This window comes from Halolamina salina (assembly GCF_054653455.1).
On record NZ_BAAIGE010000002.1, the window covers coordinates 585,341 to 599,691 of the forward strand.

Here is a 14,351-nt window from a genome sequence, read left to right on the forward strand (position 1 = left end):
CGCCCGCCCCGTCTACATCCCGCCGTCCGAGGAGTCGTCCTGCGTCATGATGACGCCGCTGAGCAGCATCAGCAGCGCGAGCGCCACCATCCCGGCGTCCCAGCCCATCCCGGCGCTCGGCATGGTCGTGCCGCCCTGCATCCCGCCACCCATGCCGCCGTTCATTCCGCCATCCATTCCGTCGATCATCCCCGTTCCGAGTAGGGTCTGGTTCAATAGCATCAGGACCGCGTACGCGATCATCAGCGGGCCGCTGGCGTCGCCGAGCCGGTCGGCGTAGTCGGTCAGCAACAGCGCGCCGTGGACGAGCACGACGGCGCCCAGCGCGAGCATCAGCCAGCCGCCGGTTCCCATCGGCCCGACCGACGCGCTCCACAGCGAGTAGGCGCCGGAGACGACGGCGATCGCGGCGCCGTACAGCCGCGTGTTCGAGACCATACGCGCGCTTGGCCCGGACGAGGGTTAAAGCCGGCCTCGCCGGAGCACGCGGCTGGACCTGACCGTCGCGGAGATTCACGAACTGGTCGACGAACTCGGCGTCTGAAGAGAAGCGACACGCCGAGGGACGGATCAGTCCTCGGCCAGCAGCACGCGATCGACGTAGTCGTCGAGTTCGTCGCGGGCGGCCGTCGCCGCCACGTCGTCGCCGCCGGTGACTCGGCGGGTCATCGCGCCGGCGACGACCGTGCTCAGAAACTCCGCGACGCTCTCGGGGTCGACCTCGCGGAAGGCGCCGGCGTCGATGCCGTCGGCGATCACGTCGACGAGTCGGTCGCGGAACACTCGGTCGTGCTCGGCGAACTGCTCGCGGTAGCGCTCGTCGTGGGCGGCCTGCGCCCGCAGTTCGACCATCGCGGCGGTGAACTCCTCGTGCTCCGCGGCGAGGGAGGGGGCGAGCATCGCGTCGAGGACCGCGTCGAGGCGCTCGACGGCGTCGCCGTCGGCCGTCTCGGGCACCGACGCCTCGTGCTCCTCCAGCATGAACTGGAGGAACGCCAGCAGTAGTTCGTCCTTGTCGTCGTAGTGGTGGTACAGCAGCGACTTGCTCTTCTCGAAGGACTCGCTGATCCGCTGGATCGTCAGCCCCGCGTAGCCGTGTTCACACAGCGCGAGATACGTCGCCCGCATGATCGACTCGCGGGTGCTCTCGGGGTCGGCGAGGAACGGTGGTGTCTCCCCCATGTCGATCGAATGTTCAGTCCGGAGGATATGGGTGTCGGTCGTGAGGCCTCACTCGGAGTCGGCCGCCGGGAACTCGGTCGTACACCAGTGACAGAACTCGAGGTCGGCGTCGACCTCCTTCCCGCAGTTGGGGCAGGTGACCATCCCCGGGCTCTCCTCGGAGACCACCGGCACGTCGACGTCCGGCGTCACGTCGCGATCGGTGCGGTTCCGGTAGGCCAGCAGGAACGCGTCGAACGCGCCGGCGAACTGGACGGCCATCGTGGGGTACAGCGCGGTGCTGTCGGCGATGGCCTCGCCCGAACTCATCGCCATCAGCGTCCCCTCGGGGACGAACGCGAACGTCACCGCGAACGCCAGCGCCAGCCAGCCGACGCCGCGCAGCCAGCGCCGCAGGTAGAACTGGCCGAACCCGGTCGCGATGGTGCCCAACAGCCCGGCCAGGAACGGCCGGAGTCGCTCCGGAACCAACGACATACGCCCCCTCAGCGGGCCGCCGGGGAAAGCGCTTCCGTCTGCTTCCGGTCCCGATGTTGAACGAGCGTTCACCGAGTCGGAAGGGTTATGGCGCGGCTGTTAGTACGATAGTACAGACAGATGATTGGCCAGCGTGTGGCGGACGAGCGGAGGTGCGGATGAGAGGGGTCGACGCCGTCGTCGACGCCGTGATGGACCACAGCCGGGTGGTGATCGCGGTGATGTTGGTGTTGACCGTCGCCATCGGCAGCGGCGCGGCGATGGTCGAGCAGACGTCCTCGCTCGACCAGTTCCAGACCGACTCGCCGGAGGGCGAGGCGCTGGACTACGCCGAGGAGAACTTCTCGACCGGCGACGGGGACACCACCACCGCGCAGGTGATACAGCGCGACGGCGACGTGTTCGACCAGTCGTCGCTCGTGGGGATGCTGGAGTACCAGCAGACGCTCCACGACAACGAGACGATCAACGCGACGCTGTCGGGCGACCAGCCCAGCACGAGCATCGCGAACGTGATCGCGATCACGGCGATCAGCGCCGAGGAGGGCGAGGACGTCCAGCGCACCGCCGCCGAACTGCGGGCGCTCAACGAGAGCGTCAGCGAGGAGCGGGCGGCGATCCGGGAGCGCAACGAGACGCTGACCGCCACCGCGGGGCTGCTGCGTGAGTCGCTGACGGCGCTCCGACAGAACCCCGACGCGAGCGTCGAGGCCGCGTTCGCCGACGTGCGCGCGAACACGAGCGTCGAACTCGACGAGGAGGACGCCGCGACGTTCGAGCGTGCCGCCGAACAGCTCCGGAACGCCTCCTCCGAGGCCGAGGCACAGGAGGCGTACCGTCTCGGGACGCAGGGCGTGCTCGAAGACGAGTACGCCGCCCTGCAGGAGCGCTCCGCGGCGCTTCAGGAGGACGCTGAGCGACTCCAAGAGCTCGCCGACCAGCTCGAAACCGAGCGCCAGCAGTACGAGAACGCTTCTAACGCCACCCTCGAGGAGCAGCAGGAGCAGCTGCGCTCGATGAACGAGTCGGAGATCCACGACACGATCCAGACCGTGCTCGGCGAGGACGCCGGCGGGAACGGCGGCGACGGTCCCGGGCCGTTCGCCCTGATGCCGACCCACTACGAGCCCGGATCGACCGAGGCCAACGCCACGATGCTGATCGTGACGATGGAGGGTGACGGCTCCGCGGCCCAGGGCGCCGCCGGCGAGGACGTGATCGACGCCCAGCTGGCGATGCAGACGCTCGGCGGGCAGGCCAACGGCGGCGAGTACCTCGTGTTCGGCGCGGGGATCATCAGCGACGAGATCACCAGCTCGATGACCGACAGCCTGCTGATCGTCGGGCCGCTGGCGATCGTGTTCGTGCTGATCGCGCTCGTGGTCGCCTACCGCGACGTGCTCGACATCCTGCTGGGGCTGTTCGGTATCGGCGCGGTGCTCGCGTGGACGTTCGGCTTCATGGGCTGGGCGGACATCGCGTTCAACCAGATCTTCATCGCCGTCCCGGTGCTGTTGATCGGGCTGAGCATCGACTACGCGATCCACATCTTCATGCGCCACCGCGAGGAGCGTGAGAACGGCGGCGAGGGCAGCCCGCGGGGGTCGATGCGGACCGCGCTCGTCGGCGTCGGGATCGCGCTGATCTACGTCACGGCGACCACCGTGATCGGGTTCCTCTCGAACCTGACCAGCCCAGTGCCGCCGATCCGGGAGTTCGGGATCGTCAGCGCCGCGGGGATCACCGCGGCGCTGCTGGTGTTCGGCCTGCTGATCCCGGCGATGAAAGTCGAGATCGACGAACTGCTCGAAGCGCGCGGGTACGACCGGCGCAAGCGGGCGTTCGGCACCGGCGGCGGCGCGTTCTCGTCGGTGCTCGCCGTCGGCGCGACCGCCGCACGGAAGAGCCCCTACCTCGTGATCGTGTTCGCGCTGGTGCTCAGCGCGGGCGGCGGCTACGGCGCCACACAGGTCGACACCTCCTTCGAGCAGTCGGACTTCATCGCGGAGGACCCGGCCGACTGGATGAAGGAGCTGCCCGAACCGTTCGCGCCGAGCGAGTACACCGCGAAGTCGAACCTCGACTACGTCAACGACAACTTCCTGCGACAGGACTCGCAGGCCCAGATTCTGATACGGCCCGACGGCGGTGATCTCACCGACGACGACGTGCTCCAGCGGATCGCCGACGCCGAGGCGACCGCCGCGGAGAACGACGACGTGACACAGACGCTCTCCAACGGGGAGCCGCGGATCGAGAGCCCGCTGTCGGTGATGGAGGCCGTCGCCGAGGAGAACGACTCCTTCGGCGAGCAGTTCGCCGCCGCGGACACCGACGACGACGGCGTTCCGGACCGCAACCTCGGCGCGCTGTACGACCAGCTCTTCGAGGCCGCACCCGACCGCGCGTCGAACGTCATCGACCGCGACGACGGCGAGTACACCGCGATGCGGATCGTCGTCTCCGTGCAGGGCGGCGCGAGCGGCGACGCGGTGACCGAGTCGATGCGGGACGTGGCCGACGAGGTCGACGGCGAGGGGCTGCAGGCGACCGCGACCGGCAGCGCGGTCCTGAACGATATCGTGCAGGACCAGCTGCTCGAGACCGTCGTCGAGAGCCTGCTCATCACGCTCGTGGCGACGTTCGTCTTCCTGATGATCGCCTACCGGATCACCGAGGGGAGCGCGAGCCTGGGGGCGGTGACACTGCTCCCGGTCGCGTTCAGCGTGACGTGGATCCTCGGCACGATGCACCTGCTCGACATCCCGTTCAACGTCATCACGGGGATGATCACCAGCCTCACGGTCGGGCTGGGGGTGGCCTACAGCATCCACCTCTCCGAGCGGTACAACCAGGAGCTGGAACGTACCGGCGAGATCTGGACCGCGATGGAGCGAGCGGTCACCGGCACCGGCGGCGCGCTGCTGGGATCGGCGGCCACGACGGTCGGCGGCTTCGGCGTGCTGATCTTCGCGATCCTGCCGCCGCTGCAGCAGTTCGGCCAGATCACGGGGCTGACGATCGTCTACGCGTTCCTCGCGAGCGTGCTGGTGCTGCCCTCGCTGCTCGCGGTCTGGACGCGCTTCGTCGGCCCGGACGGGGTGTTCCCCGAGTCGGCCGACGATGACGGCGACGACGGTGATGGCGACGCCGACGCCACCGACGCTGACGACACGGGGTCGGCCGGCACGTCCACCGAAGTCGCGAGGCAGGGTCCCCGTGCCGAACGCCGCTTCGACCGCTCGGTCGTCGGTCCCGACGGCACGGTTACGGTGACGATCGAGACGGCGGGCGTCGAGGGCCGTGTGGTCATCTACGAGCGCACGGGTGGGACGCCGTCGATCGAGTCCGCGACGCCCGAGCCGATCCGACACGTCGAGACCGACGGCGTGCTCTCGGTCGCGCTCGAAGGTGAGAACCCGACGCTGCAGTACACGACGACGGTGCCCGAGGGCGCCACGGACGGTGAGACGTTCACGTTCGACGGTGCGGTCGTCGTCGGCGGCGAGGCGTACAAGACCGACGGCGACTACGAGGTGTCGGTCGTCTCCGACGTGTTCGAGCGCGTCACCGCCTCCGGCTCGGTGTCGGCGGCGGACCTCGCGGACGCCTACGACGGGTTCGAGCGCGAAGAGCTCACCGAGGCACAGCTCAGCCGGATCAATCAAGCCTGGACCCGCGAGGAGGAGTGATGGACGACGCCGACGCCGCGAACGCGCTGACCGAACTCGGGCTGTCGACGTACGCCGCCCGGACGTTCGTCGGCCTCCAGAAGATCGGCGTCGCCAGCGCGAGCGAGGTCGCACAGGTGACGGACGTGCCGCGATCGCAGGTGTACGGCGCGACCGACGAGCTGGAGGAGATGGGGCTGATCGACGTCCAGGAGGGCTCGCCCACGCGCTACCGGGCGGTCCCGGTCGACGAGGCCCGCGAACTGCTGTACGACCGGCTGCGGTCGAGCGCCGACGCGGCGTTCGACCACCTCGAAGCCGTCCGGGGCCAGCACACCTCCTCGGACGACCGCGAGGCCATCTGGACCACGGAGGGGCGCGAGAACGTGACCGCCCGGATCACGTCGCTGGTCGCGGGCGCCGACCGCGAGGTACTGTTCGCGACCAGCAATCCGGCGCTGCTGACCGACGACGTGGCCGACGCGCTGGTCGAGGCCGCCGAGGCGGGCGTCGACGTGACGGTCGCCAGCGCCGATGCGGCCGTGCGCGAGGCCGCGATCGACGCCGGGCTGTCGGTCATCGATGTTGCGGACGTGACGCCGGAGCTCAGCGTCGGCCGCGTGGTGCTCATCGACGGTGACACGGTGCTGTTGAGCGTACAGCCGACCGCGGAGATGCCGACCGCCGCCGACGAGTCGGCGTTCTGGAGCGAGGGGACCGGGTTCGCGCGCGTGCTGGCGGCGGTGATCCGACAGGCGTTCGTCTGAACCGCTTTTACCGGGGTCCTCCCTCGCTTCGCTCGGTCGAACCCCGGTAAAACCCGTTGATGACGCCAGAATCGAAGATTCTGGCTGCTAATCAGGATCGCTTTGCGATCCTGATGATGCCAAAAATCCGGACCTCCCTTCGGTCGGTCCGGGGAACCGCTCGCTTCGCTCGCGAATGCGACGTTTTGCGGAACAACTGTACGCTAAGTACAGGTAATACACCATGCAGGTGGATCTGCGTCGTCACCAAATCCACTCCCATATGATTCGATGACTTCCGTAACGGTGACCTCGTAGGCATCGTACCACTCTGTCCACCGCTTTTTCGCCTCTTTGTGCTCAGAGTATGCGGCAAACGTCTCAAGCGCGTCTAACGACTCCCAATAGTAGACGACGAGAACTTCCTCACTCTCTGGGGAATGCCACGTCCGCTTACCCACGTACCCGTCTGTATCCTCGCCAGCCGCTTGTATCGCGTCGTTCAACTCGTGGAACTCCGAATCGTACTCCCCTGGATCAAGACGGAACGTAACGAGATACATCGATATAGGGTCACTCGTTCGTGTGGATAAGAACCTCCCCTCAACTATACGTGTGGCAACACCCGTGGCTACTACTGAGACCCACACATGACACGAAACAACGACCATCCCTCCGGGAACGGATTCGCAACTATCGCTGTTGGATCCAGCGAGAACAACACCCGCTCCAAAGGGGGGACAAATGATGTTGTGTCGCCGATTCATCTCTCAACCACATTCGAATGGGCCAGCGGGGAGGATTCGAATGAACACGACTACTCTCGCGAGAGCAATCCGACGCGGGCAGCCCTCGAAAACCAAATAGCGCGACTCGAAGGTGGCGATCACGGATTGGTATTCGCCTCCGGGATGGCTGCCATCTCCACGACAATACTGACGTTGGTTCCGCCAGGCGGTCATCTCGTCTCCGCAGACTCCATCTATGGCGGAACCGAAAAACTGCTCACAGAGCTCGCCGCCGGGCACTTCGACATCGACGTCGATTTTGTCGACGCCCGTGACCCCGAAAACGTCGCCGATGCAGTCGATTCGGGTACGGACTTGATTTGGACAGAGACGCCGACGAACCCACTCATGCAGCTGTGCGACATCCGGGCGATAGCCGACATCGCCGATAACTACAACGCGCTGTTCGGAGTGGACAACACCTTCGCGAGTCCGTACTTCCAAGCCCCGCTTGAACTGGGTGCCGACATCGTCGTCCACAGCACTACCAAGTATCTCAACGGGCACTCCGACTCGACTGGTGGTGCAGTTATCACCGACGAAGACGGAGTCTTCGAGGAATTGTCGTTCGCCCAGCGGATTGGCCTCGGGAATGTACTCTCGCCATTTGACTGCTATCTGGTCGCACGAGGGCTGAAGACGTTGCCAGCACGGATGGAGCACCACGAGCAGAACGCGATGGCGGTAGCGAAGTTCTTAGAGGACCACGACAAGGTTGCTCGGGTTTACTATCCGGGCGTCGAGAGTCATCCCCAACACGACCTCGCGAGTGAGCAGATGTCGGGATACAGCGGAATGTTGTCCTTCGAATTCGACGGAACGCTTATCGAACTCGAAGCGTTCGTCGAAGGGTTGGACGTATTCACACCCGGAGCCAGTCTCGGTGGGGCTGAGAGCCTTGTTGAAGTTCCATCGTTGATGATCCCTGACGAGGTAAGTCACGGAGAGGGTACCGCGGAGGTACCTGAGTCGTTAGTCCGGGTGTCGATTGGACTTGAGGATGCCGACGATCTGTGTGAGGATCTCAGAACGGCACTACCGTAGTCCCACCTCAGCCCCCTCCACCAGAAATAGAGTTGGACAACAACATTTCGAAGAACTACGTACCAGCCGTTTCCCGATCGTTCCAAGCGAGAAAACGTCCCGTCGATCGACCCTCAGCCGATCCACCGCAGCACGCTCGCCGCCCACGTGTACCCCGTCCCCGCGGCGAGGAACAGCACCACGTCGCCGTCTGCCACCAGCCCGCGGTCCAGCCCCTCGTCGAGCGCGAGCACCTGATCGACGCTCTGGACGTGGCCGTACTCGTCGAGGTAGTGGTGGCCGTCGCCGACGCCCAGTTCGTCGGTGAGGTAGTCGTGGAACGAGCGCTTCATGTGCGTGAGCGCGACGAAGTCGATATCCTCACGGGTCAGCCCCGACGCCGCGAGCGCGTCGTCGGCGACCGAGAGGAAGTTCGCGAGGCTCACCTCGCCCAGCCGTTCCTTCATCCCGTCGGGGTCGGGGACGGTCAGCGTGTGTAGCCCCTCGTCCACGGTCGCGCGACTCGGCGGCAGTTCGGAGCCGCCGGCGGGCATGATGACGTCCCGCGAGAACGAGCCGTCGGTCTTCGCAGCGTGGCCGTGGAAGGTCGCCAGCGCGCGCTCGCCGGCGCCGCGTTCGAGCACGGTCGCACACGCGCCCGAGCCGAAGTTGAACATGAACGACGCGTCGGCGTCGGTGTAGTCCACGAGATCCTCCTCGCGGCTGGCGCCGACGAGGAGCGCGGTGTCCACGTCCCCCGTCTCGATCTGTGCGGCGACCTGCCGGAACGCGATCGGCTGGCCCGCACAGAGCGAGTAGCTCTCGGTCGCGTAGGCGTTCTCGGCGCCGAGGCGCTCGGCGATGTCCGCCGCCGCCGACCAGACGACGTGGTCCTTGTACTCCGAGCCGTGGTACAGCACCAGATCCACGTCGGCGGCGTCGACGCCGGCGTCGGCGAGCGCGTCGCGGGCCGCGGCGACGCCCATGTCGGTCGCGTGGTCGTCGTCCGGCGGGCAGACGTGTTTCTCGACGACGCCCATCTTCTCGACGACCACGTCCTCGGGGATGCCCGAGCGGTCGGCGATCTCCGGGCCGGTGATGGTTTCCTGCGGTACGTATCGGCCGTAGCCGGTGAGTGAGACGGTCATGAGTCGAAAGTCGCCACCGGTCAGTCGCGCCGGTAGCGGTCGAGGGAGTCGGGGAGCTGTTTCGCGACCGTGCCGCCGAGGCGGTCACGGACGGTGCCGAGCAGGCCGTTCGGGACGTACAGCACGAACAGCACGAAGATCACGCCGATGTAGAGGCTGGCGTGGCCGTTGAGGAACGTCTCGATGGCGCCGCCGACGGTCAGCCCGCCGACGAGGTCGGCCTCGATCACGTTCGCCGGGAGGTGTTCCCGGAGGTACGGCAGCAGGCCGCCGCCGGAGCCTCGCTTCGAGAGGAACTCCCGGACGGTCTCGTCGAACAGCCGGCCGTACAGCGGGCCGGCGAGCGTGCCGAACCCGCCGATGATCGACGCCAGCAGCGCGTCGCCGGTGACGAGGAAGTACATCGAGTTGTCCGGGGCGACCGAGCGCCGGAAGCCGGCGAACAGCCCGCCCGCGATCGCGGCGAAGAAGCCGCTGATCGCGAACGCCGCCAGCTTGAACCGGAACGGGTCGTACCCCACCGCCTCGGCGCGCTCCTCGTTCTCGCGGATCGCCAGCAGCACCGTCCCGAACGGTGAGTGAATCAGCCGCTGCATCGCGAGGTAGCAGACGAGCACCACCAGCCCGACCATGTAGTAGGACACCTCGGTCCCGCCGAGTTCGACGAACAGCAGTTCCACGCTGTCGCCGGTCAGTCGGCCGATCGCGAGGTTGAGCGCGTCGATCCCGGGCACGCCCACGTCGAAGCCGCCGGGGTGGAGTTCCGTCGAGACGGCGGCGCCGTCCCGCGGGTTCTCGCTCACGTAGTCCCAGCCGCGGACGAACACGTACGCGACCTGCGCGAACCCGAGGGTGATCATCGCGAAGTACACCCCCGAGAGCCGGAAGGAGAGCGCGCCGATCGCCAGCGCGATGACGACCGCCAGCAGTCCCGCGAGCAGCAGCAGGAGCATGAACGGCGTCCCCGGCGCGAGCAGCGGCACCTGTCCGTTGGCCGCGAGCACGACGAAGTACGCGCCCGTGCCGTAGAAGATGGCGTGGCCGAAGGAGAGGTAGCCGGTGTAGCCCGAGACGAAGTCGAACGACATCGCGAACAGGCCGAAGTAGAACACCGCGACCATCGTCTCCACACGTGGCAGCAGCGTCTCCACCTCCGTGCCGAGCGGCGACGCCGCGAGCAGCGCGTAGAGGAACGGGTACAGCGCGAACGCCGCCACGACCAGCGCGTGGGCGGTGTGCTCGCGCAGGTAGCGCCGCCACCACTCGCGACCGCTCGCGGCCGCGATGCTGCCGTCCTCGGGTGCGGCCGGATCGTCCTCGTCCGGCGGGTGGGCACCCGCTTCGTGCGGGTCGTTCTCGCCCGGCGGCTCGGTGGGGGAGCTAATGGCCGCCCACCTCCTCGACGCCGAACAGTCCCTGTGGCCGCACGATCAGCGTCACGACGAGCACGAGGAAGATCATCATCTCGGGGAGGCCGGTGAACGTGATCGCGTTCTGGAACCACCACGTCATCGTCGCGTCGACCATGCCCACGAGGCCGGCCGCGACGACGGTGCCCCGGAACGTGCCGAGGCCGCCGACGATCACGACGACGAACGCGGGCAGCAGCGTCTCGTGGGCTAACGGCAGGCTCGCCCCCCAGACGGGGTCCCACATCAGCAGCATGCCGGCGACGCCGGCGATCGCCGAACCGAGCGCGAAGACGGTGGTGAACACGCGGTTCACGTCGATGCCGAGCGCGGCGGTCATCTCGTCGTCCTCGCTGCCGGCCCGGACCACCATCCCGTAGCGCGTCCGAGTCAGGAACAGCCAGACGGCGCCGATCGTGACCGTACCGAAGACGATCTGGAACAGCGCCAGCGGCGACACCGAGAGCCCGGCGACCGAGAGGTTCTCGACCATGAACGCCGGCTTCGTCCCCAGCGCGTCTCGCCAGTCGGTGATCGGCTGGATGCCGTAGAACGAGACGACGATGCGGGCCGCCTCGTCGAGCACGAGCGCCAGCCCGAACGTCAGCAGGATCTGGTAGATCGGCGGGCGGTCGTACAACTGGCGGATCAGCCCCACCTCGACGGCGCCGCCCAGCGCGCCGATGGCGGCGAACACGAGCAGCGTGCCGACGAGGAAAAAGAGCACGCGGGCGAGGTCGCCCGTCGCGCTCCCGACCAGCACCACCATCACCAGCCCGCCGAGGTAGGCGCCGAGCATGGTGAACGAGCCGTGGGCGAAGTTGAGCACGCCCAGCAGCCCGAAGACGAGCGTCAGCCCGCTGGCGATCATCGCGTACAGCGCGGCCTTCGAGAGGCCGTTGACGAACACCTCCGACAGCGTGCCGAGGCGGAGGAACTCCCCCAGCGCGTCGACGATCAGGGGTGTGAGTACGGCCCCAGTCATGCCGAGAGATGCCTCCTGAGCCGTTCGGAGTCGGTCGACACCTCGTCGGCGTCGCCGCTGTCGACGACGACGCCGTGGTCCAGCACGTAGAATCGGTCCGCGAGGTCGAGCGCCATCGGGAGGTTCTGCTCGACCAGCAGGATCGTCGTCTCGCCGGCGACCGCTTCGAGCGCGTCGTGGACGGCCTCGACAATCAGCGGCGCCAGCCCCTCGCTGGGCTCGTCGACCAACAGCAGGTCGTTCTCGCCGACCAGCCCGCGGGCGATCGCGAGCATCTGCTGCTGCCCGCCCGAGAGGTCGCCGGCGTCGCGGCCACGGATCTCTTCGAGGTCGGGGAAGGCGTCCCACGCGAGGTCCAGCCCCGCCTGCACGTCAGAGCCTTTCGGGACGGCGATGCGGACGTTCTCCTCGACGGTGAGCTGGCTGAACATCCGGCGGTCCTCGGGGATCCACCCCACGCCGGCGTCGGCGACCTCGTGGGTCTCCTTGCCGACCAGCTCCTCGCCCCGGTAGCGGATCGACCCCTCGCGGGGCGGCGTGAGTTGGAGGATGCTCCGCAGCGTCGTCGTCTTGCCGACGCCGTTGCGCCCCATCAGCGCGACCACCTCGCCCGCCTCGACTTCGAGGTCGACGCCCTCGAGGATGTGGCTCTCGCCGTAGTACGTCTCGACGCCGTCGAGTTCGAGCAGGCTCACGCGCCGACCACCTCCTCGTCGTCGTCGGTCGTCGCACCGCTGCTCGGGAGGTCGTCGCCGTCGTCCTCCCCGTACCCGCCGAGGTACGCCCGCTGGACCGCGGGATCCTCCCGCACGGCCGCGGGCTCGTCGTCGGCGATGACGGCGCCCTGGTTCAGCACGACGATGCGGTCGGAGACGTTCATCACGATGTCCATGTTGTGCTCGACGAGCAACACCGCGTGGTCGGTCGCCACGTCGGCGATCAGGTCGATGATGTCGTCGACGCTCTCGCTGGAGACGCCGGCGTTTGGCTCGTCGAGCAGCAGCACGTCCGGGTCGCCCGCGAGCGCGATGCCGACCTCCAACTGGCGCTTCTCGCCGTGGGCGAGCGCGCTTGCCGGCCGGTCCGCCAGCGCGTCGAGGCCGACGCGGTCGAGGATCCCGTGGGCCTCCTCGATGTGCTCCTCGAACGTCGCCGTGTTGCGCCACCCCTTCCAGGCGTTCTCGCCGGCGGCCTGTGCGGCCACACGGACGTTCTCCAGCACGGTCCGCTCGGGGAACACGTTCGTGATCTGGTAGGACCGGTGGACGCCCGCCTGCGCGACCGCCGAGGGGGAGGCGTCGGTGAGCGACTCCCACTCGCCGTCCCGGCGGAGCTCGATGCTGCCGGCCGTGGGTTCGAGCGCGCCCGTCAGCAGGTCGAAGAACGTCGTCTTCCCGGCGCCGTTGGGACCGATCAGCGAACAGAGCTCGCCCTCCCGGAGCCGGAAGTCGACGTCGTCGACGGCGGTGAGGCCGCCGAAGTTCTTCGTCAGTCCGGCGGTGCGGAGCATCTACAGCGAGCAGTTCATCCCCGGCGCGTCGGCGGGGATCGTGGTCTCGCCCTTGCCGATCGTCGCGAGAGGCTCGCCGGGCTGGATCGCGGCGTCCCAGCTGTCGCTCCACTCGTCGCTGGTCGGCGCGAGGTTCGCGACCGTCATCGCCGAGCGGGCCTGGTTGTTGTACTCCTGGAACGTGTAGCCGTTCTCGCCCTTGGGCGTGTCCGTGACCGTCATGCCTCGGAGCGCGCCGGCCACGTCGCTGCCGCTCGTGGAGCCGGACTCCTCGACGGCCTGGACGATCGCGGAGGCCGCGGTGAACGTCCCCGAGGTGAACAGGTCCGGCACGACGCCGTAGGCGCTCGTGTACGAGTCGACGAACGAGCTGTTGATCTCGTTGTCGTACTGGTTCCAGTGGTAGCGCGTGGTGAACGGGCCGAGTCCGGAGTTGTCGAGCTTCTCCTGTGTGAGCGGCTCGCCGAGCGCCTGCTGGAGCGTCTGCCCGACGACCTGACTGGTGACCTGCGTCGCCAGCCCGCCGAAGACGGAGTAGCTGTAGTCGCCCTGCAGGTAGGACGTGAACATCTGCGGGAGCGTCGAGACGGTGAAGCCGCCGACGACGCCGTCGGCGCCGGCGTCCTCGGCGTTCTGGAGCAGGCCGTCCCACTCGCTGTACCCCTGCGGGACGAACCGCTTGCCGAGAATCTCCACGCCGTTGTTCGAGAGCACCTGCTCGTAGTTGTTGACGACCGCGCGGCCGAAGGAGTAGTCGGCGCCGAACAGGTACACCGAGGAGATGTCGGTCTCGGTCGCGACGTACTTCCCGCCGGAGCGGGCGTCCATTGCCGTGTTCTCGGAGGCCCGGAACACGAGGTCCGAACACGTCCCCTCGTTCGAGGTGATGCCCGCCGACGCCGCGGGGCCGGCCATGAACGGCACCTCCGCGGTGTCGACGACCGTGTCGATCACGCGGCCGGCCGCCCCGGAGGAGGCGGTGCCGAACAGCATGTCCACGTCCTCGTTCTCCACGAGGTCTGTCGCGGCCGACTGGGCGGTGTCCGCGCTGAACTGCGTGTCGCGGACGATCAGTTCGTACTCGGTGTCGCCCGCGGTCACGGTGTAGCTCCCAGTGGTCGACTCCTCGATCGGGTCGGTGTCACCCTTGTAGGCCAGTCCGGAGAAGAACCCCCAGAGCGCCTGCTGGCCGTAGTAACCGAGGTCGCCCGATACCGGCTGGAGCACGCCGATGCTCATGCCGCTGCCGCCACTCAGTGCGCCTGTACAGCCCGCGAGCCCGGCGACGCCGGCGACGCCGGTCGCTCGAAGCATGCCTCGCCGCGATAGCTTTCGCGCCATATCCTCAGTATGAGGCTCTCTCCCACCATGGATGGGGTGGTTAACATGTGAATCGACGCGCAGGATCGGCC

General features: G+C 67.7%; 13 protein-coding genes. 3 read left to right on the forward strand and 10 right to left on the reverse strand.

The window, feature by feature from the left end; all coding sequences use genetic code 11:
- Positions 1 to 12: 12 nt before the first annotated feature.
- The 3 genes from ACYQZ5_RS03625 to ACYQZ5_RS03635 form a co-directional block, all read right to left on the reverse strand.
- The gene (locus ACYQZ5_RS03625; RefSeq protein WP_379731645.1) at positions 13 to 438 is read right to left on the reverse strand and encodes a hypothetical protein; all 426 of its coding nucleotides are present in this window, start codon (positions 436 to 438) and stop codon (positions 13 to 15) included.
- Between the two features lie 132 nt (positions 439 to 570).
- Positions 571 to 1,182 (reverse strand): TetR/AcrR family transcriptional regulator, encoded by a 612-nt coding sequence (locus ACYQZ5_RS03630; RefSeq protein ID WP_379731644.1) that lies wholly within the window; start codon positions 1,180 to 1,182, stop codon positions 571 to 573.
- 48 nt (positions 1,183 to 1,230) lie between these two features.
- The gene (locus tag ACYQZ5_RS03635; RefSeq protein ID WP_379731643.1) at positions 1,231 to 1,659 is read right to left on the reverse strand and encodes a DUF7575 domain-containing protein; all 429 of its coding nucleotides are present in this window, start codon (positions 1,657 to 1,659) and stop codon (positions 1,231 to 1,233) included.
- Positions 1,660 to 1,817: 158 nt separating this feature from the next.
- On the opposite strand from ACYQZ5_RS03635, the gene ACYQZ5_RS03640 reads away from it, so the two are divergent.
- A complete protein-coding gene (locus ACYQZ5_RS03640; RefSeq protein WP_379731642.1) occupies positions 1,818 to 5,351 on the forward strand; it encodes an MMPL family transporter in 3,534 nt (1,177 codons plus the stop codon).
- Complete coding sequence (locus tag ACYQZ5_RS03645; RefSeq protein ID WP_459845199.1) at positions 5,351 to 6,097, forward strand: TrmB family transcriptional regulator; 747 nt, start codon at positions 5,351 to 5,353, stop codon at positions 6,095 to 6,097. Before ACYQZ5_RS03640 ends, ACYQZ5_RS03645 begins: the two co-directional genes overlap by 1 nt.
- Positions 6,098 to 6,300: 203 nt before the next feature.
- Here ACYQZ5_RS03645 and ACYQZ5_RS03650 read toward each other — a convergent pair whose 3' ends face one another.
- Positions 6,301 to 6,639: an antibiotic biosynthesis monooxygenase family protein gene (locus ACYQZ5_RS03650; protein ID WP_379731027.1), complete on the reverse strand. Its 339-nt coding sequence runs from the start codon at positions 6,637 to 6,639 to the stop codon at positions 6,301 to 6,303.
- Positions 6,640 to 6,726: 87 nt separating this feature from the next.
- Here ACYQZ5_RS03650 and ACYQZ5_RS03655 point away from each other — a divergent pair, with 87 nt between their 5' ends.
- Positions 6,727 to 7,908, forward strand: a complete 1,182-nt coding sequence (locus ACYQZ5_RS03655) for a trans-sulfuration enzyme family protein (RefSeq protein WP_379731028.1) — start codon at positions 6,727 to 6,729, stop codon at positions 7,906 to 7,908.
- Between the two features lie 113 nt (positions 7,909 to 8,021).
- Here ACYQZ5_RS03655 and ACYQZ5_RS03660 read toward each other — a convergent pair whose 3' ends face one another.
- The 6 genes from ACYQZ5_RS03660 to ACYQZ5_RS03685 all read right to left on the reverse strand — a co-directional run bounded on the left by ACYQZ5_RS03660 (position 8,022) and on the right by ACYQZ5_RS03685 (position 14,280).
- Complete coding sequence (locus tag ACYQZ5_RS03660) at positions 8,022 to 9,035, reverse strand: 3-oxoacyl-ACP synthase (protein WP_459845203.1); 1,014 nt, start codon at positions 9,033 to 9,035, stop codon at positions 8,022 to 8,024.
- Between the two features lie 20 nt (positions 9,036 to 9,055).
- Positions 9,056 to 10,156 (reverse strand): branched-chain amino acid ABC transporter permease, encoded by a 1,101-nt coding sequence (locus ACYQZ5_RS03665; RefSeq protein ID WP_379731034.1) that lies wholly within the window; start codon positions 10,154 to 10,156, stop codon positions 9,056 to 9,058.
- Positions 10,157 to 10,415: 259 nt separating this feature from the next.
- A complete protein-coding gene (locus tag ACYQZ5_RS03670) occupies positions 10,416 to 11,429 on the reverse strand; it encodes a branched-chain amino acid ABC transporter permease (protein WP_379731030.1) in 1,014 nt (337 codons plus the stop codon).
- A complete protein-coding gene (locus ACYQZ5_RS03675) occupies positions 11,426 to 12,124 on the reverse strand; it encodes an ABC transporter ATP-binding protein (protein WP_379731031.1) in 699 nt (232 codons plus the stop codon). The genes ACYQZ5_RS03670 and ACYQZ5_RS03675 overlap by 4 nt, the downstream gene beginning before the upstream one ends.
- Positions 12,121 to 12,939, reverse strand: a complete 819-nt coding sequence (locus ACYQZ5_RS03680) for an ABC transporter ATP-binding protein (protein ID WP_379818987.1) — start codon at positions 12,937 to 12,939, stop codon at positions 12,121 to 12,123. Before ACYQZ5_RS03680 ends, ACYQZ5_RS03675 begins: the two co-directional genes overlap by 4 nt.
- Entirely contained in the window at positions 12,940 to 14,280 is a 1,341-nt protein-coding gene (locus tag ACYQZ5_RS03685) for an ABC transporter substrate-binding protein (protein ID WP_379731033.1), read from the reverse strand. It abuts the gene before it with no gap.
- Positions 14,281 to 14,351 lie beyond the last annotated feature (71 nt).